Raw genomic sequence first — 23,299 nt, forward strand, 5'->3', positions numbered from 1 at the left:
CTGATGTTCAGGCTGCCTGGATCGCCGCGATCCAAAAGCCTGTCAACAGTGCTGGGCCGAACGGCAGCGTACGCCGGGATGACACCCGCATCCACACCAGTGCTCCTCCGCCAGCGAGGGCACAGGCAACACACGCGGCGATCAGGAGTGTTCCGGGTACCCGCCCAGACGGCACCAGCGCCAGTGCGCCGGCGAGCAGCCCTGACAGCTTCACATCGCCCATGCCGATGACCCCGATCATCCGCAGCCCCAGAAAGAGCGCCAGCGCACCACCACACGTCGTAACGGGCCCTCAGGGCGGCTGCCACTGTGCGCGACCGACGAGAGCGAGAGCTAAGAGGAGATAACCCGGCAACACGAGGGCGTTGGGCAGTCGACACCCGCGAAAGTCGGAGACGCCCAGTGGCACGCTCACGAGACCCAGGTACGCGAACACCACCCACGCTGACACAACACCAAGACTCATCATTCCGCTACGGTATGCCGAACTGACGGTGGCGACGGGAAGTTATCCACAGCCGCTGGCACGCAGCACCGGAGAATGCTCCGGATGGGATCGAGGCGCACGCGCCAGACAGGATAGTGACGCCAAATTCGCCGGACGTACCGGAGTCGCCCGATGTACCGGGCGCAGCCGGACGCAGCCGGACGCCCCGGGATCACCCGACGCGCCCGGCGCACCTGTCAGGCGAGTTCGTTCGACTCCAGCATCTCGGTGACCAGGGCTGCGATCGCCGACCGCTCCGACCGCGTCAGGGTGATGTGCCCGAAGAGCGGGTGACCCTTCAGCGTCTCGATGACCGAAGCCACACCGTCGTGGCGCCCGACACGCAGGTTGTCCCGCTGGGCGACATCGTGGGTCAGCACGACCCTCGAGTTCGAGCCGATTCGCGAGAGAACAGTGAGCAGCACGTTGCGTTCGAGCGACTGCGCTTCGTCAACGATCACGAAGGCATCGTGAAGCGACCGGCCGCGGATGTGCGTCAGTGGCAGTACCTCGAGAATGCCGCGCTCGACCACTTCGTCGAGCACGTTCTGCGAGACGAGCGAACCGAGCGTGTCGAACACCGCCTGCGCCCACGGATTCATCTTCTCCGATGCATCCCCCGGCAGAAAGCCGAGTTCCTGGCCACCGACCGCGTACAACGGCCTGAACACCATGATCTTGCGGTGCTGCTGCTTCTCCAGCACAGCTTCAAGACCCGCGCACAGGGCGAGAGCGGACTTCCCCGTACCGGCTCTGCCTCCCAGTGAGATGATCCCGACCTCGGGGTCGAGCAGCATGTCGATGGCAACTCGTTGTTCGGCCGAGCGCCCGTGCAGACCGAAGACATCGCGATCGCCTCGAACCAGCTGGAAACTGTGTTTGCCGGTCACCCGCCCAAGGGCAGATCCACGGTCTGAATGGATGACCAGCCCGGTGTTGATCGGCATCTTCTCGACGAGCGTGGTCTCCATCCGCTCGTTCTCATAGAGCTTGGACATGTCTGCCGCACTGAGTGTGATGTCGTCGAGCCCGGTCCAGCCGGAGTCGACGGCCAACTCTGCCCGGTACTCCTCTGCCGCAAGCCCGATCGATGCGGCCTTGACCCTCAGGGGCAGATCTTTTGAAACGACAGTCACATCGAGCCCGTCGTTCGACAGGTTGAGCGCAACAGCGAGAATCCGCGAGTCGTTGTCCTGCAACTGAAGGCCGGACGGCAGCACCGACATGTTGGAGTGATTCAACTCGACGCGCAGGCTGCCCCCGGCATCGCCCACGGCGATCGGAAAGTCGAGTCGCTCATGGAGCACTCTCAATTCGTCGAGATTTCGGAGCGCCTGGCGTGCAAAGTATCCGATCTCCGGGTCGTTCCGTTTCGATTCGAGCTCGGAGATGACCACCACAGGCAACACAACCGGATGCTCGGCGAACCGAAAGATGGCCTTCGGGTCAGACAACAAAACCGAGGTATCTAACACGTAGGTACGCTCGGTTTGGGCAGTGCGGGTCGAGGTGGACTTTTGAGTTTTCTGATCGGGCACAAGTACTCCAACCCCGGGCGGCGAAGCTCGCGCCCGGATCTCTTCCGGCGAAGCGGCCCCCACGTCTCTTTCAAGACCTGGCTGGTATCGAAACGTACTTATGTGGCCGCTTCGATCAGGTGCCATACCTGATGACTACACGCTACGACCCCGACGCCGATGCCCGGTTACGACACGCATCTTCGAAGATTAACGTTCTGTTACAGGGAGGACTACAGCAGGAATCGTGCTCAGCCGCCGAAACGCCGATGCCGTCTCGAGTAGTCGCGCAGAGCACGCAGGAAGTCCACCTGGCGGATGTCGGGGCCCAGCGCCTCCATGAAGTAGAACTCGCTGTGTGCACTCTGCCAGAGCATGAAGTCGCTGAGCCTCTGCTCGCCCGACGTTCGGATGACGAGGTCGGGGTCAGGCTGGCCGCTCGTGTACAGGTGTGCACCGATGAGGTCTTCGTCGAGGTTCGCCGCCAAGTCGTCGAGGGTGTCTCCGGCCTCCTGGTGGGCCCGGATGATGCTGAGCATCGCATCCGCTATCTCCGTGCGGCCCCCGTAGCCCACTGCGAGGTTCACGTGCAGCCCGCTGTTGCCCGAGCTCTGCGCTTCAGCGTTCTCCAGTGCCTCGACGAGCCTGTCGGGCAGTCCATCGTTGCTGCCGACGTGCTTTACCCGCCAGTCACGGTAGTCCGACAGCTCATCGGCGAGCTGCGCGATGATCTCGATCAGCTCGCTGAGTTCCTCTTCGCTGCGACTCTTCAGGTTGTCGGTCGACAGCAGATACAGCGTGGCAACCGAGATACCGAGGTCGTCACACCATTCCAGGAACTCGACGACCTTCGCCGCCCCTGCCCGATGGCCATGAGCGGCTGTGGCGAGAAAATTCTGCTTCGCCCAACGCCGGTTCCCGTCGATGATCATCGCGACGTGGTGGGGTAGTTCTCCCTCGTCGAGCTCGCGACGAAGCCGCTTCTGGTAGAGCCCGTAGAGCAGTCCACGACCCGGGGAGTTCTGCCTGTTTCGCACGAGGCTACGCTACCGCCAGCGGAGACAAACTCCCAGCGGGGCCCTCAGGGCACCCCGATAGTCTGGCTGTATGCCAGATCAACCGGATGCTCCGCTCGCCGACCTCGAAGCAGAAGATCCCGGCGCCCCCATCCCCCACCTCCCCCTGCTCGAGGCAGCCGACGCCGATCATCCTGATGCCCTCGCGCCCTCTGGCGTCGCCACTTCTGCGCAGGCAGGCGACGCAGAAGTGAAGCCGACCTGGCGGGGCTGGATCCATGCCGTCACGTTCCCGCTCGCCATTGCAGCCGGCATTGTGCTGGTCACCGTGGCCCATGGCCCGGCCGCGAAGACCAGCAGCGCGGTCTTCGCCCTCACCAGCCTGCTGCTGTTCGGCAACTCCGCGCTCTACCACCGATTCAACTGGAAGCTGAAGACCAAGCGCGTTCTCAAGAGGATCGACCATGCGAACATCTTCCTGTTGATCGCCGGGACCTACACCCCGATCGCGGCGCTGGCCCTCCCGCCAGCCCAGGGAACCCTGCTGCTTGTTCTGATCTGGATAGCGGCGGTGCTGGGCATCGGCTTCCGCGTGTTCTGGATCGATGCCCCCCGCTGGCTCTACACGCCGCTGTACGTGCTGATGGGGGGGTCGGCCCTGTTCTTCACCGGCCAGATCTACGCCGCCAACCCGACCACGATGATCCTCGTGCTCGTCGGCGGCCTGAGTTACACCATCGGCGCCGTGATCTACGGGTTCAAGCGCCCCAACCCAGTACCGGGTGTCTTCGGCTTCCACGAGATCTTCCACGCACTGACGCTGGTCGCGTTCGCATGCCACTGGGTGGCTATTCTGCTCATTGCAGTGAACCCGCCCTACAACGCCTAGAAACGACGAATACAGAGTTCAGACTGGTCTAGTTCTTCTTCGGGCCGGGCAGGGAGCCACCGCTCTTGCCATTTCGGTTGCCCTTGCGCTTGAGAGCTGCAGCCGCCGCAGCCTCTTCAGCGTCGAGCTTCTCCTTCACCTGCTGCTTGAGGTTGACACGCCTGATGCGCCGCACCATGTCGATGATGAGCAATACTGCGCCGACCGCGACGAACAGGGTGATCACGAAACCGATGGTGCCGGGCGTCACCGTATCGGGGTTGAACGTGGGGCTGGGCGAGGGCGTGCTGTCGTCAGCGAGCAGCGCGAGCAGCGAAAGACCGATGTGCGTCACTCGGAAGCCCCGTCAGATGCGACACTGCTGCCAGATTCGACACTGCTGCCAGATTCGACACTGCTGCCAGGTTCGACACTGCTGCCAGGTTCGACGATGCCGTCAGGTTCGACGATGCCGTCAGATTCGACAATCCCGGCGAAGAGGTCGGATTCGTACTCCTCGGCACCATCGGGCACGGCCACCTTCGAGTCGACCAACTGGTAGTCCTCGGTGGGCCAGGCCTTCTGCTGCAGGTCGATCGGCCAGAAGAAGAACGCACTGTCAGGTGCCACCTGGCTCGCGTGGGCAAGCAGGGCTTCATCGCGGACCTCGAAGTACTCGCCCGCGGGCACCCGGGTGGTTGCGAGGTACGGGCTCTCGGTCATCCACCGCCTCATCTGCGTGAACGATTCGAGGAGGGGGTTCTCGGGATCGGTCTCGACGAGCAGGGTGTGGATCGACTGCATGCGCTGGTAGCTAAAGATACGGTCGTAGTAGAGCTTCGAGACCTGCCAGGAAGCACCGAGCTCCGGATGCTGTGAGCCATCGGCTGCGAGCTGATACGCCAGCATCGACACCTCGTGGCACCGGATGTGGTCGGGGTGCGGGTAGCCGCCGTTCTCGTCGTACGTCAGCAGAACGTGCGGCCGGAACTCGCGGATGAGCCTCACCAACGGGAGAACGCTGATCTCGATGTCGATCGCCGCAAAGGCGTTCACGGGCAGCGGGTCGCCCTCGTCGGGGAGACCGGAGTCCGCGTAACCGAGCCAGCGGTGCTGGAATCCGATCGCAGCCTGTGCGGCCTGCATCTCGTGTCGGCGAAGGCCCGCGATGTCGCGTTCTGCCCAGGAGCGTGCCTCGAGCTGTTCGTTGAGAATACTGCCGCGCTCGCCGCTCGTGCAGCTGACCACCATGACCTCGGCGCCGCGGTTCAGGTAGTACGCATACGTTGCCGCACCCTTGCTCGATTCGTCATCGGGATGGGCATGCACGGCCATGAGGCGAAGGGCCACGTGTTTCAACTCCTCAGCTGAGCGAACTACCCTAGTGAAAGAGGTTGCGCGAAATGGGTTGGGCTGGAATAAGTAGGAGTGCAGAAATTCTGCACTGAACCAGACTAATCGTTCGTTCGCAGCTCCCCGTTTCTAACAGGAAGACCCCGATACACCGGTGAGTGAAGACGAACAGAGCGAAGACGGACCGTTTGCCGCCTCGTCAGAAGCTTTGGCCCCGTCGTCGACGCGCGCGCCTGCGTCGGACACCCGCGCAGACCGCTACGGGAGCACGCGCAAGGGCCGGCGCACGGGCCGGGTCATCGCGCTGGCCTTCGGCGCTGCCGTGGTGGTGGTGATCGGCTCCTGGGTCGTGTGGGCCGGGCTCGATGGAGCACGATCCACAGTGAACACACAGGACAAGGCGCACACCGTCGTCGATGATCGGCGCGTGGACGTGACGTTCGTCGTCGGGCGCGATCCGGGCGCGGCGGTCACCTGTGCCGTCGAAGCCCAGAACGAGGCACACGCGGTCGTCGGTTGGAAACTCGTCGATGTGCCCGCGTCTAAGCAACGCGACGAGCAGATCACCACTACTGTATTGACCACCGAGGGCGCTGTCACCGGTTTGGTCGACAGTTGTTGGCTGACATAGAATCTTCTCTTCACCCGGGCACGATGACGAGGCCCGGCCTGCTCGAAGCACCACAACACGAAACGTCGAATCCACGCTTCTGCCACGGAACCGCACACGGAACCGCGGTCGAAGCCACGCCCCAAACAAGGGAGTTCCCATGGCCGATGAGACCCAGGTCAGCTGGCTCACGCAGGAAGCCTACGATCGTCTTGCGAACGAGCTCGAATACGCCTCGACGACGGGCCGCCAGGAGATCACCGACAAGATCCAGTCCGCTCGCGAAGAGGGCGACCTGAAGGAGAACAGCGGCTACCACGCCGCAAAAGACGAGCAGGGCAAGCAGGAGGCGCGTATCCGCTTTCTGACGAACCTGCTGAAGACCGCACAGGTGAGTGCAGCACCGGAGAGCCACGGCGTCGTGGTGCCCGGTACCGTCATCACCGCGATCATCGCAGGCGACGAGAGTGTGTTCCTGCTCGGCAGCCGCGAGATCGCCGGCCAGTCAGACCTCGACGTCTACTCGGAGAAGAGCCCACTCGGCACCGCGATCATGGGTCTCGCCGTCGGCGACTCGACCACCTATGAGGCCCCGAACGGCCGCGCAATCACCGTCAAGGTCACCGCAGTCGAGAACTACACGGGCTGAACCGCCGCCGATTCCGGTCGCAACGCCGGTTGAGTAGCTCCGCAGGAGGGTAACGAAACCCCGGACGCAAACCGGTTCGACCAGGCAGCCGGTGCGGATAGGAAACGCTCCGCGGGCCTGCTCAACCAGCGGCACACGAGCAGAAGTGCGTCAGTCGCTGTCCAGGCGCGGGTCGTAGCCCGCATCGCGGAGCTTCTGCACCACCTGGGCCCGGTGCTCAGGGCCGCGGGTCTCGACGCTGAGTTCGAGTTCGACCTGGCTGAGCTGCAGCCCGCGACCGTGCCGCGTGTGCAGCACCTCGATCACATTCGCATTCGCTTCGGCGACGATCTCGGCCGTGCGGGCGAGCTGGCCCGGGCGGTCAGGCAGCATGATCTTCAGTTTGAGGTACCGGTCAGAAGCGGCCAGCCCGTGGCTGATGACCCGTTGCATGAGAAGCGGGTCGATGTTGCCACCCGACAGGATCACGACGGTCTTGCCCGTGCCCGTGACCTGGCCGGCGAGAATGGCAGCGACCCCGACGGCACCGGCCGGCTCCACGACGAGCTTCGCGCGCTCGAGCAGCACGAGAATGGCCCTCGCGATGTCGGCTTCGCTCACGGTGACCACCTCGTCGACGAGCTCACGGATGATCTCGAAGTTCAGAAGGCCCGGCTTTGCGACGGCGATACCGTCGGCGATCGTCGCCGAGGTGCGGATCTCGGTCACCACACCATTGGCCAGCGACACCGGGTACGCGGCAGCATTCGCCGCCTGCACACCGATCACGCGGATGCTGCGACCCTCGAGTGCCGCACGCTGCTTCAGCGCACTGGCGACTCCCGAGATGAGCCCGCCGCCACCGATCGGCACGATGATCGTGTCGAGGTCGGGCGCCTGGTCGTGGATCTCGAGCCCGAGGGTGCCCTGGCCGGTGATGACATCCGGATGATCGAACGGTGGTATCAGCACGGCCCCGGTAGCCGCGGCATACTCGGCGGCGGCCTGCAGTGGTTCTTCAACCGTGGAGCCGCGCAGCAGCACATCAGCCCCGTAGTCGCGCGTGGCCTGGAGCTTCGGCAGGGCCACGCCGAGCGGCATGAAGATCGTCGCCTTGATGCCCAGCTCCCTCGCCGCGAAGGCGACACCCTGGGCGTGGTTGCCTGCGGAGGCAGCGACCACTCCCCTGGCCTTCTCAGCGTCGCTCAGGCGCGACATGCGGTAGTAGGCCCCACGGATCTTGTACGAGCCCGTGCGCTGCAGGTTCTCGAGCTTCAGGAGAACGTCGGAGCCCAGCACTTCGGCCAGGAACCGCGACGTCTCCATCGGGGTGGGTTGGGCCACCCTGGCCACCACAGTTCGCGCAGCCTCGATGTCAGCCAGGGGAGGAATGGCTCGAACTGCCGGGGCTGTGGTTTCAGGCATCGGGTATCGGTTCTCTCGGTTCGGGTTTTTCTCGCCAGAGGCCGCTCGCTATGTACTTGATCATCACGTTCAGAACGGCGATGAACGGCACAGCAAAGAATGCACCGGGGATACCAGCGATAATACTTCCCCCGGCGACCGCGAGCACGACGGCCAGGGGGTGGACCTTGACCGCAGTGCCCATGACGAGCGGCTGCAGCACGTGTCCCTCGATCTGCTGCACCAGCAGCACAACGCCCAGCATGATGAGAGCCACGACCCAACCGTTGTAGATGAGGGCGATGAACACTGCCAGGGCACCGGTCAGCACGGCACCGACCACAGGAATGAACGACCCGAGAAAGACCAGCACGGCAATGGGGATGGCGAGAGGAACCTGGAGGATCAAGGCACCGAGACCGATGCCCACAGCATCGACGAACGCGACGAGAATCTGCACCCTGATGAAGCTCCGTAGGGTGTTCCAGCCGGACTTGCCGGCTCCGTCGACCGCCGCCCTGGCCCGCTTCGGAAAGACCCTGACGAGCCAGTTCCAGATGCCGGCGCCGTCGATGAGAATGAAGATCGTCGAGAACAGCACCAGCAGCACTCCGGTGAGCACATGCCCCACCGTCGTACCCAGGCTCAGGGCTCCACTGACGAGGGCGGAGCTGTCGGCCTGCAGGGCTGCCCACGCCTGGCCGACATAACCGCTGATCTGGTCATCCGAGAGCTGGAGAGGGCCGTGTTTCAACCAGTCCAGGAAGGCGTTGTACGACGCCATGCTCTGCGTCTTGAGGTCGCCGTACCCGGAAGAGATCTGCGTTGCCACCAGGAACGCAAGCGCACCGATCACGATGAAGACCGTGAGCAGGGGCACGACGATGCCAAGCCACTTCGGCCAGCCGTGCCGAAGGAGGAAGTTCTTGAACGGCACCAGGAGCGCCGAGAGGATCACCGCAACCAGCAGCGGGATGACCACCAGGCTGAACTGTGCGACAACATACAGAAGCACAGCGAGAGCACCGGCGATGACAAGAAGTCGCCAGGCCCACGCACCCGCGATCTGCATACCGGGTGGAACAGATCCGCTGGTTGACGCGACAGAGGTGGCCACCTGTGTGAGCGGTGCCAGTGAGGAGTTGGAGCCTTGCTCCGATTGCCGCACCGACGATCTCCTTCTCGGGAAGAATCCAGAACGAGGCCGCAGTTCGCCAGAGTCAGACATGGAATCATTCTAGACAGCGGCACTGTGGCAACCCGGCGTGTGCCCTGTGGTCTGTGTCGGGGGTGGCGGCTACGCTCACAGAGTGGTAACGACTGTCTCAGCAGCTCTCGCACGGCGCATCGCCCTGGCGGCCCAGGGGTTCGGGGCGCCCATCCGGTCAGGCGACAGCCCTCCGCTTGCCCAGCCGGGCCTTCGCCAATTGGCCCCGTTGGTCTCGAAGCTCGGCCTGCTGCAGATCGACTCGGTGAACGTCTTCGAACGAAGCCACTACCTGCCCGCCTTCTCCAGGCTCGGCGTCTATGACAAGACAGAACTCGACCGCCTCACCTCCGGCACGCGCATCATCGAGTACTGGGCACACGAGGCGTCGTTCATTCCCGTGAACACGCTTCCGCTCCTCCGGTGGCGAATGAACGATTTTCGCGCCAAGAGCCTGGCGAACGGCGACTCCTGGGCGAATGCGAACCCGGCGATGATCACCTGGCTCCTGGCCGAACTCGCCGACAAGGGCCCGCTTCCCGCAAGCGCCATCGAGCATGAGTCCAACCGCCGCAACGGCCCGTGGTGGGGGTGGTCCGATGTGAAGGTGGGCCTCGAGACGCTGTTCCGGTGGGGCGACCTGGTCGCAGCCGGGCGGACCCGGTTCGAACGCAGCTATGGACTGCCCGAACAGGTTCTGCCCGCAGAGATCAGGAATGCAGAGATCGCGCGGCCCACGGCGATCCGCGAACTGATCTCCATCTCAGCCAGGGCCCACGGTATCGGTACACTGGCTGACCTCGCCGACTACTTCCGGTTGAAGACGGCGGATGCCCTGCCCGCCATCCGCGAGCTCGAAGACTCCGGCGAGCTCCTGCCCGTCAGCGTTGGGGGGCGGGGCGCAGACGGCTGGGGCAAACCGGCCTGGCTCCACCGCGACGCGCGACTCCCCCGGCGTATGACCGCGACTGCCCTGCTGACTCCCTTCGATCCCGTCGTCTGGTTTCGTCCCCGAGCCGAGCGGCTCTTCGACTTTCACTACCGCATCGAGATCTACACGCCCGAACCGAAACGGGTCTTCGGTTACTACGTTCTGCCGATCCTGCTCGACGACCGCATCGTGGGTCGGCTCGACCTCAAGAACGACCGCCAGGCCGGAGTGCTCCGCATTCAGGCCGCCTGGGCCGAGCCCCACCCGCCCGCCGACGCGCCCGCGCGCATCGCTGCAGCGCTTCGCGAAACGGCCCGCTGGCAGGGCCTCACAGACATCACGGTCGCTCCACGCGGAAACTTCGCTGCCGCCCTCGCCGCCGAGCTCCACCACACCTGAACGACGCAGACCGCGACGCGGCCGCGAACAGGCAGACCCAACCAGCGTCTACGCGACTTTGGTTCCTACGGGCTCAACCGGCGATCAGCCTCGCGAATCAGTACCGCCGCGATTCATTCAGAGCGGCACAGCCGCGAGCCGCGAAGCGGCCACAGGTTCAGTATTCGGAGCGGCACAACCGCGAGCCGCGAAGCGGCCATATATTCAGAACGAGCCGCCCATTTTCTGCAGGCGCTCGATGCGCTCGGGGATGGGTGGGTGCGTAGCGAACAGCTTCGCCATGAACCCGGGTTTCAGCGGGTCGGCGATCCACATGTGCGCCATGCTCGTCGCCTGCTTCTGCATGGGCCTGCCGTAGGCCTCGAGCTTTGCGAGGGCACTGGCCAGCGCCTCGGGGTGGCGGGTCGTCATTGCGCTCGTTGCGTCGGCGAGGTATTCCCTCTGGCGAGACACGGCCAGCTGCACGACGGTGGCGATGATCGGGGCGATGATGGCGGCGACGAGGCCGAGCACGAGAACCAGCGGGTTGTTCCCGTTGTTGTTGCGCCCGAAGAACGCCATGCGAAGGAACATGTCGGCGATGATTCCGACGGCCACCACCAGCCCGTAGACGATGAGCGAGACGCGGATGTCATAGTTCTGCACGTGACCCATCTCGTGGGCCATGACTCCTTCGAGTTCGGAGTCGGTCATGATGTCGAGCAGGCCCGTCGTCACAGCGACGACCGAATGTTTCGGGTCGCGACCGGTCGCAAACGCGTTCGGCGCCGGATCGTTGATGATGTAGACCTTCGGCATCTCCATGCCCGTGGTGATGGCGATGTTCTCGACTGTGCGCCAGAGCCGCGGGTTGTCAGACTTCTGGATCTCGATGGCGCCGCTGGAGATCACGGCCTGGGAGGCAGCGAAGAAGTACTGGATGACCGCGAACACGATGGCACCGACCAGGATGAACACCGTGAGACTGACGCTCCGGTAGAGAACACCAGCCAGATAGCCGAGCCCACCGATGATGAGCACGAACAGCACCAGGATGATGACGGTATTGCGCTTGTTCTGCGCTATCGCCTTGTACATGCGTTATCGCCTCAGTACTTGATCTGTCTCAGGGACGTGATCTGTCTCACGATCCGTGTGGAGAGCGACGGGTGCTTCAGAACTGCACGCGCGGCGGCTCTGCGATGGCGGCCAGGTCGGCCACCTCGAAGAAGTCGCGGGCCATGAAGCCGAGGCGCTTGGCGAAGACGTTGTTCGGAAACACCTTGATCTTGGTGTTCAGTTCTCGCACCCCACCGTTGTAGAAGCGGCGTGAGGCCTGCACCTTGTCTTCAGTGTCGACCAGTTCGGCCTGCAGCTGGAGGAAGTTCTGGCTTGCCTGAAGCTGAGGGTAGGCCTCAGCGACGGCGAAGATGCTCTTGAGGGCGGACTGCATGTGGTTCTCTGCCACGGATGCCTCTGCCGGGCCCTGCGCGCTCAGCGTCTCCGCCCGTGCCTTGGTGACGGCCTCGAACACACCCTTCTCGTGCGCTGCGTAGCCCTTCACCGTCTCGATCAGGTTCGGCAGCAGGTCGGCCCTGCGCTTGAGCTGGACGGTGATGTCGCTCCACGCCTCATCGACGCGAACATTCAGCGTCACCAGCGAGTTGTAGGTCGCCCACAGGTAGATGCCGATGATGACGACAAGAACCACGACAACGATCAGTGCAATTAGCCATCCCATGCCACCACTATAACTTCTGAGAGTGAATCATCCAGCCGAAACGTGGCAAGCTCCCAGCGGTCAGGCAGGCTTGACTACAAGCGTGACTCCAGCACCGCCCGGAGCCAGCCGAATGAGTTCTTCGGAGTGCGATCGAGCGTCGCGAAGTCGACGTGCACAAGCCCGAAACGCTGGCTGTACCCCGCCGCCCACTCGAAATTGTCGAGCAGCGACCACACGTAGTAGCCGCGCAGATCCACACCCTCCGCAGGCCCTCCCACGGAGGTTGCAGCGAGCGCCGAGGCCATGTGGTTCGAGAGGTAGTCGATGCGGGCGTGGTCGGCGATCTGGGCGACGCCGGTGCGGGCATCCAGTACCACCGCGTCGCGGGAGCTCATACCGCCTTCGGTGATGAACACCGGGGGCAGGGCGTCGCCATATCGACCGGCGATTTCTGTGAGTGCGACAGCGAGAAACTCGGGAGCATTCGGCCACCCGAAACCGGTCGAGTCGAACTCCGGCCAGGCGCCCAGGTGAAACGGCAGCGAGGTCATCGCCGACGCTTCACCGTCGGGCGCTGCTACTCCCCCGGGTCCCGAGGCGATGCGGGTGGGGAAATAGTAGTTGACTCCGTAGAAATCGAGCGGCTGGTGGATGATCGCCAGATCTGCCTCGTCGGCCTCGACCAGCGGCCGCAGCAGCCGGGCGAACTCGTCGGCCACCACCGGGTACGTACCGAGAACCACGGCGTCTCCGAACATGTGATTGTGCAGCACGTCGAACAGTCCTGCGAAAGCGACGTCGTCGTCAGAACTGGTCACCGGCTGCACCGGCGAGTAGACGTTCGAGATACCGATGCCACCCGAGACGCCGGCGGCACGCAGCGCCTGGACGGCGAGACCGTGCCCCAGAAGCTGGTTGTGCCCCGCGGCCACCGCGTCGAAGAGCAACGTGGTTCCCGGAGCGTGGATTCCGAGGGCGTACCCGTTCAGCATCACGGTCGCCGGCTCGTTGACGGTGACCCAATTGGCGATCCTGTCGCCGAAGACCTCGCCGACCTCGTAGGCGTAGTCGCCGAAGCGGTGAGCCGTGTCGCGGTTCAGCCAACTGCCGCGGAGCTCCACCGGTGTGTCCCAGTGGAACAGGGTCGCCATCGGGCTGATGCCGGCTGCGAGCAGTTCGTCGAGCAGGCGGTCGTAGAACGCGACACCCTCCCGATTCAGGGAGCCGGAACCGCGGGGCTGAAGCCTCGGCCAGCCGAACGAGAATCGGTAGGAGTCGATGCCGAGATCGGCCATCAGGGCGACGTCTTCGCTCAGCCTGCCGTAGTGGTCTGCCGCAACGTCGGCTGTGACACCGCCGTGGATTCGACCGGCCTGGTGGGTGAAGTCGTCCCACACCGAGAGCTCACGCCCACCCTCGTGGACGGCCCCCTCGATCTGGAAGGCGCTTGTCGCGACGCCTACGACGAAGCCGGCAGGCAGTAGGCCGGCGAACGATTCGGCTTCGGCGCTCGACTGGTCGAGATCGCGGGCACGAGTGTGTGGCGAACGGCCGTTCAGGGCCGCCGCGCGGTCACGGGTTCGGCGGGGGTCGCCCTGCCGGGCATCCGGGCGCCCTGCGCCTGACCCGGCTGATGCACCTGACCGGCCTGCACCCGCACCTGCACCTGCTGCACCCGCTTCGGTGCCGCTCACTCGCCCAGCACGCGATCGAGGTAGGGGTTCGTGAAGAGCCGCGCCGGGTCGAGCTGGTCACGCAGTGCACAGAACTGCCCGAAGTGCGGGTACACCTCGGCCAGCGAGGCAGCGTCACGGTAGTGCATCTTGCCCCAGTGCGGCCGGCCGCTGTGCGCCATCATGATCTCCTCGACTGCCCGAAAGTATTCCGCGGGGTTGTCGCGATAGAAACGGTGCACTGCAATGTACCCCGTGTCGCGGCCCGATGCAGTCGACAGCCACAGGTCATCGCTGGCAGCAAAGCGGACTTCGACAGGAAACGAGATGCGCCAGCCACGACGATCGATGAGCTCGTCGATCTCGCGCAGCGCGGCGGGTACCTCTGCGGCGGGGATCGCATATTCCATCTCGACGAAGCGAACCGTGCGCCGGGTGGCGAAGACCCGAGCGGAGTGGTCGGTGAATTCGCGCGTGCCTGTCAGCTTCTCGGCGAGGCGGTTGACCCTCGGGATGACCGCTGGAAAACGGATTCCTGCCGTGCAGGTTGCCCTGAAGACCTGGTTGGCGACCAGTTCGTCGTCGAGAAACCGTTTCAGCGGCGCCAGCGGATGACGATCGGCCGACCCTGGCAGGCGCCTGTTGGTCTTCGTGAGGGCCGTGCTCGTGTGCGGGAACCAGTAGAACTCGAAGTGGTCGGCACTGGCGACACGGGCGGCCAGCTCATCGAGCACGTCGCCGAGTGGTTCGGCCTGCTCGACCGCGTGCAGCACGAATGCAGGCACACACTGGAGGGTCACCTCAACGAGCACACCCAGGCTTCCGAGCCCCAGTGCCACAGCCGGCAGGAGCTCGGCGTTCTCCGTCTCGTTCACGGTGAGCAACGAGCCGTCACCGATGACGAGCACCGCACCCACGACCTGGGTCGCGATGCCGCCGAACTGGGCACCCGTGCCGTGGGTTCCGGTCGAGATTGCCCCGCTGATCGTCTGCCGGTCGATGTCTCCCAGGTTGGCCATCGCCAGGCCGAACGGCTGCAGAAGCTTCGGAATCCGGTGCAGGTTCGTGCCGGCACCGAGGGTCACACGAAGTCGTGCCGCGTCGACCGAGATGAGCCCGGAGAGGGCTGAGATGTCGAGTTGCACGCCGGGGGCGACAGCGATGCCCGTGAAGCTGTGGCCGGCCCCGACGGGCTTGATCGTGAGACCAGACCGCCCAGCGGCGACCACCGCACGCTGTACCGCACCGACATTCGCCGGGCGCTCCACCCGCAGCGGCGTGACCTCCTCGGTTCGGCCCCAGTTGCGCCACTTCGCACCCGTGGCGCTCACAGGAAGGCCTTCCCTTCACCGCGATAGCTCGGCAGTTCCGCGACAACCGTGCTGTCTTCATGAGCATTCGTGTCATCGACCAGGGCAAAGGCATTCACGTGTTCAGAGAGCTCACCCGATTTGGTGTGGCGCAACCACACGCGATCGCCGATCCCAAGCACGCCCGCGGCGGCACCGGAGAGCGGCGTCTGCACCTCACCCGCCATCTCGCGGGCCTGCATCTCGAGGCCCAGCGGCCACGCGATCTCGGGCAGGCGGTCGGGCTGCGCGGGGCCGGAGGCGATCCAGCCACCACCCAGCAGCGTCGCCATGGCCGGGGTCGGCTTGCGCACCACTGACAGCGCGAAGGCTGCGGCCGGAGCCGGGCGGAACCTCGAATACGTGTCGAAGAGGTGCCCGCCGAACAACCCGCTGCCCGCCGCGATCTCGGTAACCGAGCTATCGGCCGAGGTGCTCTCGAGCGAGCCTGTTCCACCGCCGTTCACGAATTCGAGGTCGGCGACCTCGCGCACGGCCGCCACGACCGCGCCCCGCCTGTCGGCAAGTTCCGCGATCGATCGGTGCTGCATCCAGTCGAGCACGCGGGCCCGGGCCGGGTTGCCTCGGGGGCGGTTGCCGACCCCCGCGATCTGCGCCTCGTACCCCATCAAGCCCACCAGAGTGAAACCCGGCCTCGCGGCAATCGCCTGAGCAAGCACCCGGGCCTGGCCCGCAGTGAAGATCGGCGAGCGCCAGACCCCGATGTGTCCCAGGGGCCTGGTGACGAACGAGGTGTCGAGTTCGATGCACACCCGGATGCTCGCCCTGCCCGTCGGCGGCACAACACTGTCGACCAGATCGAGCTGGGCCACGTCATCGATCATCAGCGTGACGCGGGAGGCCAGCCGATCATCCGCTCCCAGTCGCGCGATCGCGCCGCGGTCGACGCTCGGGTACCCGACGACCACGTCATCGATCGTCTCGGCCAGCCACAGCGCTTCGGCCAGGGTGTACGCCAGAATGCCCGAATAGCCGGGCAACGCGAGCACCGCGTCGAGAACCTCACGTACCCGGACGGACTTGCTGGCGACGCGGATCGGCTTGCCGTTCGCGCGGTCGAGCATCGAGAACGCGTTGTGCGACAACGCTGTGAGGCTGAGGGCCGCCAGCGGAGTGTCGAGGTGCGCCGTGGCCGCGCTGAGGGCGCCCCAGTACTTCGCGGGTTGTTGCCAGGGCAAGTGATCGGTCTGGTGGTCACTCTGGTGGTCGCTCTGCTTGTCTCGGGGCCGGGTGAGGGAGAGGGGCATCAGCGAACCGACTTCACTCGGGCGACGGCAAGAGCACCGGCGAAGGCGAACAGGGCGGAGAGAACGAACAGGCCGGTGAAGCCTCCGAAGAGAGCGACGACCGCGGCGCCGAGCAGAGGCGAGAGCGCCTGGGGAACAGCGGTGGCGATGTTCATGATGCCGAGGTCTTTGCCACGGGTCACGGGGTCGGGCAGGACCTGGGTTGCGAGGGCCTGGTCGACGGCGAGAAAACAGCCGTAGCCGAGGCCGAGCATCCCTGCCGCCACCATGGCCGCCGGCAGCGCGGGCACGAAAGCGAGTATGAGGGCCGCGACTCCCTGTAACGCTGAGGCGACGAAGACGAAGCCCCGCCGGTTCTCGAGCCGGTCTGAGAGAGCTCCTGCGCCAAGCGCGGCCAGGATGACGAACACCATGTAGATGAGGGTGAGCACGACGAGATCGTTCTGGGCAGAACCGTCGTTCAGCCCGAACATCAGGAAGTACAGCAGCAGAGTGGTGCCCAGAGCGTTGCCGAAGTTGACCAGGACGCGGCTGAGCAGCGTCCAGCCGAAGTCCGGGAAGCGCTTCGGGCTGATCCAGAACCCGTCGACGAACTCACGGGCGGTGACCCGGGCTCGATCGGCGCGCGGTAACACGGCATCGGGCATCCAGAGACAGAACGGGAGCACAAGCAGCACCAGCGCCACCGCCACGGCGAGGTACCCGGAGAACTGCGAGACGAAGAGTGTCGTGACCAGTACCAGCCCGAGGATGATTCCGATCGCCTGCGGTGCAGAGAGCCAGCCAGACACGTAGCCGCGCTGATTGACCGGCACCTGGTCGGAGATCGTCGCCGTCAGCGAAGCGGTGAGCACGCAGAAGCCGACGATGGCGAGCGTCCAGAAGAAGCCGATGCCCAGCAGCGACTCCTGAATCCCGAGGAGCACGAGCGACGCGGCGAACAACAGAGTGCCACCGGCGATCCACGGGCGGCGGCGGCCGAACCGCGACGACGTTCGGTCAGAGAGAGCACCGGTCAGCGGAAAGACCAGGAGCGCAGCGACCCCGGCGATGCCGGAGATGATGCCGAACGCCACGACGCTGTCGACCCAGTACGAGGTGTGCAGCTGGTTCTCGACCTGCAGCGGCAGCAGAAGCTGGATCGGCGTGAGCTGCGCCATCCAGATTCCGAGCCAGGCTGCTGCGAAGAGGGCGATCCACCCGCCACCGACGCGTCGGGTGGGTTCGGTGAAGAGCCCGGTTATGGTGGCGCCGCTGAAGATTGAGTCGGGAGTCTGTGAACCCTCGCTCATGCTGCACCAGCCAACGCACCGAGCGAATCCGCGGCGAGATCGATGATGGCCAAGGCCGCAGCATCATCGCGGTTGACCAGCCAGCTGAGTGTGAGACCGTCTGTGATGACCACGAGAAAAGTCGCCAGCTCAGCTGTCGGCCGCGCCCAGGAGAGTCCGGTCGAACGGGCGGCCACATCGAGGGCCGATTCGGCGAGCGCGTAGTACCGGTCATACTGAGCCCGTGCGAGCGGTTCGAGCTCGGGCGATCGCATGGCGTATTGCGTGAGTTCGAACATTGCCTTCTCTCTGAGTGGATCGGCTTTCACCACCTCGAAGTACTGCATCAACCCGTGGCGAATCGTGTCTCTCATCGAAACACCACCGGGCGGCACACCAGACAGAACGGCCTCCTCACCCTGGATGACCCGGCTGACCAGCTCCGCGATGAGCTGGTCGCGCGATTCGAAGGCATAGTGAAAACTCGCCAGCGACACCCCGGCCTCGGCCACGATGGCGCGGGTCGTCGCCCCCGTGACCCCGAGCCGGGCGATCACGGCGAGAGCAGCGTCAAGAAGGAGCTCACGGCGATCGTTCACAGCAAGTCGGCCCACCAGATCACCTCTTCCCCGGGCAAGTGGGTCAGATGACCCAGTTGAGAGATTATGACCCACGGCGAATACGTTGTCCACTGTTGGTTCCGCGATCTGGTGCAGCGGCGCCCACTCCAGAATGGGTACCCATTAGTCGATGCAACCGCATGGGCCTTTGACATTGACGGTATTACCTTGCTAAATGGAAGAACGTGACTGTTCTGAAATCAAGCACCGAGGGGTTGGCGCCGGTGGTACCGGGGGCCGCTCATTCGCGAGTCCGGATTCTCGCGGCAACGCTCCTCGCCTTCACACTCACGCTCGGCTTCGCTCTTGCGTTCACGATCGTCGGGGCCGCGCAACCAGCGACGGCGGCGACCCCCAGCCCGACTCCGAGTCCCGCTCCGAGTTCGTCCTTCTCGCCGACATCAGCATCGACTCCCTCGCCCTCAGGGACCCCCTCGCCGACTCCGTCACCGACTCAACCGCCCATCCAGAGCCCCGCGATCTCGTCGCCGCGATCGGGCGCTCTTCTCGGCGGCCCGACCACAATCTCAGGCACCGCGGAGCCCGGCAGTAGCATCCAGGTGAGCAGCAGCACCCAGAGCGACCCACTCTGCATCGGCACGGCTACGAATGCCGGCAACTGGAGCTGTGCGGCCCCGACCCTCCCGAGCGGGCCGAACGTCACGATTCGCGTTGTGCAACTGGTTCCGGGTTACGACAACTCCAGCGATGCCGTGGCCGTGAACGTGCTGAATGCGCCGACCATCGCGTCAGGCTCCGGCACAGCGCTCACGACCGGCTTCGGCACCGTCAGGGGCACGGCATACCCCGGTGCGACAGTGACCGCCTCGGCCGGCTCGTACTCCTGCTCGTACGTCGCAGATGCCCTGGGCGGGTGGTCGTGCAATCTCGGTACCGATATTCCAAGCGGAACCTTGACCGCCCGGGCGACCCAGTCCACGTCATTCAGCGGCACGGACTCCGACCCGAGTGCTGCACTCACCATGCAGGTCGATTCCGATGCTCCGGCTGTACCCGTCGTGCTGACCCCGGCCGCGGGTGCCACGGTACAGTCGAACAGCGCCACGTTCACCGGCACGGGAGAGAACGGCGCACTGGTCACCGTGTTCGCCGGCGCGTTCGCCGCCTGCACTGCCACCGTCCAGAATACGAGCTGGTCGTGCACCTCCACGGGCGTGCCTGTGGGCAGCTCTGCCGTCTCTGCACTGCAGCAGGATGCTGCGGGTAACGTCGGGCCGGAGAGCGCCGGCCACAGCGTGGTCTTCGCCGCGCCGACACAGCCTGCAACCCCCGGCACAGCCCAGACGGGGGCCACTCCCACCGCGACAGCCCCCGGGTCGACGGGAACGACCCCGTCATCCGGGTCTGCGAGTTCTGGCGGCTCTGTTCCCGGCGCCTCGACAGCACCGGGAACGACAAGCCCCGGAGGCTCAGGCAGCAGCGTATCTCCGGCGCCCGCCACACCGGGTGCAGGAGCCCCAGGCCCGGGAGGCGCCACTCCTCCGCGTGGCGAGGCGGGTCGCAATTCGGGCACCTGGGCCGCTTCGACCCCGTTCAGCTCAGCTGTCTCGCCTGTCTTCTCGTCGTCTTCTCCCGTGAACTGGTGGCTCGGACTGGTGCTCGCGATTCTCCTGATCGCGTGTGTCGCGGCCCCGGCGAGGCTGGTGTTCGGGGCCATCTCGCAGTCCGGCAGGAGTTTCCGCGCGGGCAGCAATGGAGCTTCTCGCAGTGGTGACACCTCGCCCAACGGTGATGCGTCAGGTGACCGCCTTGGCCGTCTTGGCCTGACCGGCCGCAATCGCCCGCGAGACGGGTTCGACAGGGCTCCCGACCTCACTCTGAATCCGTGGATCCTTGCTGGTGCCGCCATCGTCGCCTCGGCGGCCATCGGCATGCTGTCCGGTCCCGTCGAGAGCCAGCCTGCGTACCTCCGCCTTCTGGCTGCCATGTGTGTTGCCAGCGCTGTGGTCAATATCGTCTCGGTGGTGACACCCACTCTGCTGGCCCGCCCCTTGTTGCGAACTCGCACCCGAATCAGTGACGGAATCGCGTTCGCGCCCCGATATCTGCTGATCGCGGCGGCGGCCAGCCTGTTCTCCCGGCTCCTGCACCTCGAACCCACATTTCTCTTCGGGCTGGTGGTGACACTGAGCGCAACAGGGTCGCTGGGCACTCGGATGCGGGCCCAGCGTGCTCTACTTCACATCGGTACCCTCCTTGTCCTGGGCTCTCTGGCGTGGGGAGTCGTCAGTCTGCTCCACCCCGAAACAGCGGTGACGACCTCCGTAGCCACCGCAACAGCCACAGCAACAGCAACAGCGACAGCCGGAGGAGCCTTCGTCGCCGAGGTATTCAACACCATCGTGCTCGGTTCGTTCGGCGCTGCCGCAGTCATGGTTCTGCCGTTCGGCAGCCTGAGCGGGCGATCCCTGCTGGCCTGGTCCAGGCCAGTCTGGCTGGCGACGGCACTCACCACGATGACGCTGTTCGGTGTGCTGCTCGCGGCGAATCTCGAGCACCTCGCCCACCTGCCCGTCGCTGTCGGCCTGCTGCTGACCATGATCGGCTTCGCGGCGGTGAGCGTATCGGTGTGGGCCTGGCTGAAGTTCGTAGCACCGGCCCTCAGATAGCCGGCGAAATGCCCCCTGACAGTGACGAGGCGACTTCAGGCCCTGGGGAACTGGATCCTCACTCGTGGTCAGCCAGGGCCGAACGCGCAAACATCGCCCTCACGTCGAACTTCTCGGGTTTTCGCCGCGGGCGCCTGCAGAACACTGCGCCTCTGCGTCTCCGGCAGTTGGGGGCCTTCAACTACTGGTGGCTCGCGCACGCGGTCCAGGCACGAGTCGATGCGTTCGACCGTACCGGCGACGGCGAATGGTTGCACCTGGCCGAGGCAACCTACCGCGCGCTGATCCAGCGCAATCGTGGGCGCCTGTTCAACGACTACTTCGATGACATGAGCTGGCTGGCGCTTGCTTCCTTGCGGCTTCACGCGGCCACGGGAGCGCAGCGCTACCTCGATGACGCCCAGGAGCTCTGGCGTCACATCGACCTACTGGGTCTCAACGATTCCTTCGGTCGCAGTGTCGCGTGGAGAAAGCAACAGCCCGACTACAAGAACGCACCGACGAACGGTAGCTTCGGCCTGGTTTCCGCCGGGCTGTACCGTGTCACCGGCGAAGCCGCCTACGCAGCCAGGGCCGATGACCTCTGTGGCTGGATCGAATCTCGACTTGTCGATCCACGAACCGGGATCGTCTTCGACGGGGTGGGCCGCACAGGTGACGGTGCCGTCGACTCCGGCTGGCGATTCTCGTACAACCAGGGCCTGTACCTCGGGCTGCTGGTGGATTCCGCGGAACGACACCACAACCCCGGGCTCCTCAAGCGCGCCGTTCTCACCGCCGTGTCGACGATCGATCAGCTGGCTCCGAATGGAGTCTTTGCCCTCGAGACGACAAGGCCTGGCGAACGCCGCGGAGGTGATGCCGGGTTGTTCAAGGGCATCTTCTTCCGTTATCTCGCCACGCTCCTCTTGCATCTGGACCCCGCTGACCGCGATGCCCGGATGCTCGCTGCCTTCGTTCAGCGCAACGCTGATGCACTCTGGCAGAACCTCTCGCCGACGCTCCTGTCTGGCGACGACTGGCAGAAACCGCCGGGCCGCACCACGTATCTCTCCACCCAGCTGAGCGCGGTGATCACCCTCGAGGCTGCGGCACGTCTTGAGAGGGAAGGCTGGTGACCTCGTCGACCACCGTTCGCCTGAGGATCGCTGTGGAGAGAATCCGGGAGTGACCGGCGACGGGCAGCTGGATGTTCTTCGCACCTGCCAACTCGCTGCCTTCCGGCACGTTCTGGTCGAAGCTGCCGAAGATCGACACGATGCGGGAATTGACGTCGGCCTCACCCGCCAGAAATGTGACGGTCAGGTCGGCCGGGTCGAACTCCCTGATGCTCGGGATTCTCACGAGCCTGCCCCACACCGAGCCGGAGAACGGCGTGTTGATGGCGACCAGGCCAGCTACGCGGTGCTGCGGGTCACACCTCATCATCAGGTATTTGCCGATCAGACCGCCTTTGCTGTGGGCGACAATCACCACGTCGCGCAGGTTCTTCTCGTCGAGGAGTTGCGCGACCCTGCTCGCAGTTTCGGCAATCGGATCGGTGTTCCGCCCGAGTTGCGGCACGAAATACACCGGATGCCCGGCGCTCTTCAGGCCGAGAGCGACACCGTACAGCGCATGCCACTTCTCGAACACACCAGGGACCAGGACGATCGGCCTGATCCCCTCCGATGGATTCGGCACCGCCAATTGATTCGGCCCCTCCGGTTGATTCAGAGACTCGGAGGCTTTGACGTCTGCAACGGTTTCGAAGGTGGTCGGGCTGCGGAACAGGCCGCGAAACTCGTCACAGACGTCGTAGGCGTAGTCGAGCATCCAGAAGCCCGCCTTCGCCGCACGTCTCACCCTGTGACTTCCAGCCCAGGAACCTCGCCGATCGTCAGCAGCGCACCAGCGTAGGCGTCGGCGGGATCGGCTGCGGTGAAGGCGGCGAGCTGGCCATTGACAAGGGTCTCGACGACATACGAATCGGGCACAAAGGGGTGGGCGCCGTCATCGGCCGGGGCATCAGCCGATGAGCTGTCGACCCGGCGGAGGCACCGGAATGATGAGCCGAGCAACGCGCGGAGCTGGTGCTCTGCCGGTAACCAGAGTGCGTCGTCGAGAGCTACCGAGTCGAGGGCCCACTCCGTGGTGCCGTTGAAACCCAGAACGGTGCCGGTCGAGAATTCCTGGGCCTCGATCGTCATGTCGCTCACGGTGAAGACATCGCCTTCGAAACCCGGGCGCTCGATGACGAACCGGTCTCCCGCAGTCGGTTGCCAGCGGAGGCCGGCGACCCGCAGTGCGCGGGCAAGCTGTGGGGAGATCATCCGTCAATTATTGCCTTTTCGTATCCGTATTGACACGGGCTGTATGTTGATCTG

The 23,299-nt window shown here is 64.9% G+C and carries 23 protein-coding genes; 6 read left to right on the forward strand and 17 right to left on the reverse strand.

The features are described 5' to 3' along the window. Positions 1-7: 7 nt before the first annotated feature. The 4 genes from KPL76_RS13790 to KPL76_RS13805 all read right to left on the reverse strand — a co-directional run bounded on the left by KPL76_RS13790 (position 8) and on the right by KPL76_RS13805 (position 3,041). On the reverse strand, positions 8-241 hold the full coding sequence (locus tag KPL76_RS13790; RefSeq protein WP_216334074.1) for a hypothetical protein: 234 nt from the start codon (positions 239-241) through the stop codon (positions 8-10). Between the two features lie 51 nt (positions 242-292). Next, complete coding sequence (locus KPL76_RS13795; protein WP_216334076.1) at positions 293-469, reverse strand: hypothetical protein; 177 nt, start codon at positions 467-469, stop codon at positions 293-295. Between the two features lie 215 nt (positions 470-684). Next, positions 685-2,025, reverse strand: coding sequence for a PhoH family protein (locus tag KPL76_RS13800; protein ID WP_253202060.1), 1,341 nt, complete (start codon positions 2,023-2,025; stop codon positions 685-687). Positions 2,026-2,255: 230 nt separating this feature from the next. Continuing rightward, positions 2,256-3,041 (reverse strand): isoprenyl transferase, encoded by a 786-nt coding sequence (locus KPL76_RS13805; RefSeq protein WP_216334079.1) that lies wholly within the window; start codon positions 3,039-3,041, stop codon positions 2,256-2,258. A 70-nt stretch (positions 3,042-3,111) separates the two neighbouring features. Between KPL76_RS13805 and KPL76_RS13810 the strand changes: the two genes are divergently transcribed. Further along, complete coding sequence (locus KPL76_RS13810) at positions 3,112-3,909, forward strand: hemolysin III family protein (RefSeq protein WP_216334082.1); 798 nt, start codon at positions 3,112-3,114, stop codon at positions 3,907-3,909. A 28-nt stretch (positions 3,910-3,937) separates the two neighbouring features. On the opposite strand, the gene KPL76_RS13815 is transcribed toward KPL76_RS13810, so the two are convergent. After that, positions 3,938-4,243, reverse strand: coding sequence for a hypothetical protein (locus KPL76_RS13815; protein WP_216334083.1), 306 nt, complete (start codon positions 4,241-4,243; stop codon positions 3,938-3,940). After that, entirely contained in the window at positions 4,240-5,238 is a 999-nt protein-coding gene (mca, locus tag KPL76_RS13820; protein ID WP_253202061.1) for a mycothiol conjugate amidase Mca, read from the reverse strand. Before mca ends, KPL76_RS13815 begins: the two co-directional genes overlap by 4 nt. Positions 5,239-5,395: 157 nt before the next feature. Between mca and KPL76_RS13825 the strand changes: the two genes are divergently transcribed. Both KPL76_RS13825 and greA read left to right on the forward strand, forming a co-directional pair. After that, positions 5,396-5,872: a DUF4307 domain-containing protein gene (locus KPL76_RS13825; RefSeq protein ID WP_216334085.1), complete on the forward strand. Its 477-nt coding sequence runs from the start codon at positions 5,396-5,398 to the stop codon at positions 5,870-5,872. A 139-nt stretch (positions 5,873-6,011) separates the two neighbouring features. Next, complete coding sequence (greA, locus tag KPL76_RS13830) at positions 6,012-6,500, forward strand: transcription elongation factor GreA (RefSeq protein WP_205107852.1); 489 nt, start codon at positions 6,012-6,014, stop codon at positions 6,498-6,500. A 150-nt stretch (positions 6,501-6,650) separates the two neighbouring features. On the opposite strand, the gene ilvA is transcribed toward greA, so the two are convergent. Next, a complete protein-coding gene (gene ilvA / locus KPL76_RS13835) occupies positions 6,651-7,904 on the reverse strand; it encodes a threonine ammonia-lyase (RefSeq protein WP_216334087.1) in 1,254 nt (417 codons plus the stop codon). Next, a complete protein-coding gene (locus KPL76_RS13840) occupies positions 7,897-9,111 on the reverse strand; it encodes an AI-2E family transporter (RefSeq protein WP_216334089.1) in 1,215 nt (404 codons plus the stop codon). Before KPL76_RS13840 ends, ilvA begins: the two co-directional genes overlap by 8 nt. An 82-nt stretch (positions 9,112-9,193) precedes the next feature. Here KPL76_RS13840 and KPL76_RS13845 point away from each other — a divergent pair, with 82 nt between their 5' ends. After that, a complete protein-coding gene (locus tag KPL76_RS13845; protein ID WP_216334091.1) occupies positions 9,194-10,420 on the forward strand; it encodes a winged helix-turn-helix domain-containing protein in 1,227 nt (408 codons plus the stop codon). Between the two features lie 204 nt (positions 10,421-10,624). Here the strand turns inward: KPL76_RS13845 and KPL76_RS13850 are convergent, their stop codons facing one another. The 7 genes from KPL76_RS13850 to KPL76_RS13880 all read right to left on the reverse strand — a co-directional run bounded on the left by KPL76_RS13850 (position 10,625) and on the right by KPL76_RS13880 (position 18,297). Then, complete coding sequence (locus KPL76_RS13850; protein ID WP_216334098.1) at positions 10,625-11,497, reverse strand: M48 family metalloprotease; 873 nt, start codon at positions 11,495-11,497, stop codon at positions 10,625-10,627. Between the two features lie 76 nt (positions 11,498-11,573). Beyond that, positions 11,574-12,140 carry a LemA family protein gene (locus tag KPL76_RS13855; RefSeq protein WP_216334099.1) on the reverse strand — a complete coding sequence of 189 codons (567 nt, stop codon included), beginning with the start codon at positions 12,138-12,140 and terminating at the stop codon, positions 11,574-11,576. Between the two features lie 74 nt (positions 12,141-12,214). Further along, positions 12,215-13,816, reverse strand: a complete 1,602-nt coding sequence (locus tag KPL76_RS13860; protein WP_371733907.1) for a glycoside hydrolase family 1 protein — start codon at positions 13,814-13,816, stop codon at positions 12,215-12,217. Further along, complete coding sequence (locus tag KPL76_RS13865) at positions 13,813-15,126, reverse strand: D-arabinono-1,4-lactone oxidase (protein ID WP_216334100.1); 1,314 nt, start codon at positions 15,124-15,126, stop codon at positions 13,813-13,815. The genes KPL76_RS13860 and KPL76_RS13865 overlap by 4 nt, the downstream gene beginning before the upstream one ends. Beyond that, positions 15,123-16,412 (reverse strand): alanine racemase, encoded by a 1,290-nt coding sequence (locus KPL76_RS13870; protein WP_216334101.1) that lies wholly within the window; start codon positions 16,410-16,412, stop codon positions 15,123-15,125. Before KPL76_RS13870 ends, KPL76_RS13865 begins: the two co-directional genes overlap by 4 nt. Next, on the reverse strand, positions 16,412-17,704 hold the full coding sequence (locus KPL76_RS13875) for an MFS transporter (RefSeq protein ID WP_216334102.1): 1,293 nt from the start codon (positions 17,702-17,704) through the stop codon (positions 16,412-16,414). Before KPL76_RS13875 ends, KPL76_RS13870 begins: the two co-directional genes overlap by 1 nt. After that, entirely contained in the window at positions 17,701-18,297 is a 597-nt protein-coding gene (locus tag KPL76_RS13880) for a TetR/AcrR family transcriptional regulator (protein ID WP_216334103.1), read from the reverse strand. Before KPL76_RS13880 ends, KPL76_RS13875 begins: the two co-directional genes overlap by 4 nt. Positions 18,298-18,488: 191 nt before the next feature. On the opposite strand from KPL76_RS13880, the gene KPL76_RS13885 reads away from it, so the two are divergent. Together KPL76_RS13885 and KPL76_RS13890 are read left to right on the forward strand one after the other, a co-directional pair. Then, positions 18,489-20,933, forward strand: coding sequence for a hypothetical protein (locus tag KPL76_RS13885; RefSeq protein ID WP_216334105.1), 2,445 nt, complete (start codon positions 18,489-18,491; stop codon positions 20,931-20,933). An 8-nt stretch (positions 20,934-20,941) separates the two neighbouring features. After that, positions 20,942-22,051: a glycoside hydrolase family 76 protein gene (locus KPL76_RS13890; RefSeq protein ID WP_216334107.1), complete on the forward strand. Its 1,110-nt coding sequence runs from the start codon at positions 20,942-20,944 to the stop codon at positions 22,049-22,051. Here the strand turns inward: KPL76_RS13890 and KPL76_RS13895 are convergent. Beyond that, positions 22,008-22,778, reverse strand: a complete 771-nt coding sequence (locus KPL76_RS13895) for a triacylglycerol lipase (RefSeq protein ID WP_216334109.1) — start codon at positions 22,776-22,778, stop codon at positions 22,008-22,010. The genes KPL76_RS13890 and KPL76_RS13895 overlap by 44 nt on opposite strands. Then, on the reverse strand, positions 22,775-23,245 hold the full coding sequence (locus KPL76_RS13900; RefSeq protein ID WP_216334110.1) for a pilus assembly protein CpaE: 471 nt from the start codon (positions 23,243-23,245) through the stop codon (positions 22,775-22,777). Before KPL76_RS13900 ends, KPL76_RS13895 begins: the two co-directional genes overlap by 4 nt. Between the last annotated feature and the right edge of the window lie 54 nt (positions 23,246-23,299).

Source organism: Subtercola sp. PAMC28395 (assembly GCF_018889995.1).
In the GTDB taxonomy this organism is placed as follows: Bacteria; Actinomycetota; Actinomycetes; order Actinomycetales; family Microbacteriaceae; genus Subtercola.

Excerpts from the sequence above, each read along its gene's own strand:
- KPL76_RS13790 (WP_216334074.1), bottom strand. The coding sequence starts at position 241 with ATGATCGGGGTCATCGGCATGGGCGATGTGAAGCTGTCAGGGCTGCTC.
- KPL76_RS13795 (WP_216334076.1), bottom strand. The coding sequence starts at position 469 with ATGATGAGTCTTGGTGTTGTGTCAGCGTGGGTGGTGTTCGCGTACCTG.
- KPL76_RS13810 (WP_216334082.1), top strand. The coding sequence starts at position 3,112 with ATGCCAGATCAACCGGATGCTCCGCTCGCCGACCTCGAAGCAGAAGAT.
- greA (WP_205107852.1), top strand. The coding sequence starts at position 6,012 with ATGGCCGATGAGACCCAGGTCAGCTGGCTCACGCAGGAAGCCTACGAT.
- ilvA (WP_216334087.1), bottom strand. The coding sequence starts at position 7,904 with ATGCCTGAAACCACAGCCCCGGCAGTTCGAGCCATTCCTCCCCTGGCT.
- KPL76_RS13840 (WP_216334089.1), bottom strand. The coding sequence starts at position 9,111 with ATGTCTGACTCTGGCGAACTGCGGCCTCGTTCTGGATTCTTCCCGAGA.
- KPL76_RS13850 (WP_216334098.1), bottom strand. The coding sequence starts at position 11,497 with ATGTACAAGGCGATAGCGCAGAACAAGCGCAATACCGTCATCATCCTG.
- KPL76_RS13855 (WP_216334099.1), bottom strand. The coding sequence starts at position 12,140 with ATGGGATGGCTAATTGCACTGATCGTTGTCGTGGTTCTTGTCGTCATC.
- KPL76_RS13870 (WP_216334101.1), bottom strand. The coding sequence starts at position 16,412 with ATGCCCCTCTCCCTCACCCGGCCCCGAGACAAGCAGAGCGACCACCAG.
- KPL76_RS13875 (WP_216334102.1), bottom strand. The coding sequence starts at position 17,704 with ATGAGCGAGGGTTCACAGACTCCCGACTCAATCTTCAGCGGCGCCACC.
- KPL76_RS13890 (WP_216334107.1), top strand. The coding sequence starts at position 20,942 with ATGCCCCCTGACAGTGACGAGGCGACTTCAGGCCCTGGGGAACTGGAT.
- KPL76_RS13900 (WP_216334110.1), bottom strand. The coding sequence starts at position 23,245 with ATGATCTCCCCACAGCTTGCCCGCGCACTGCGGGTCGCCGGCCTCCGC.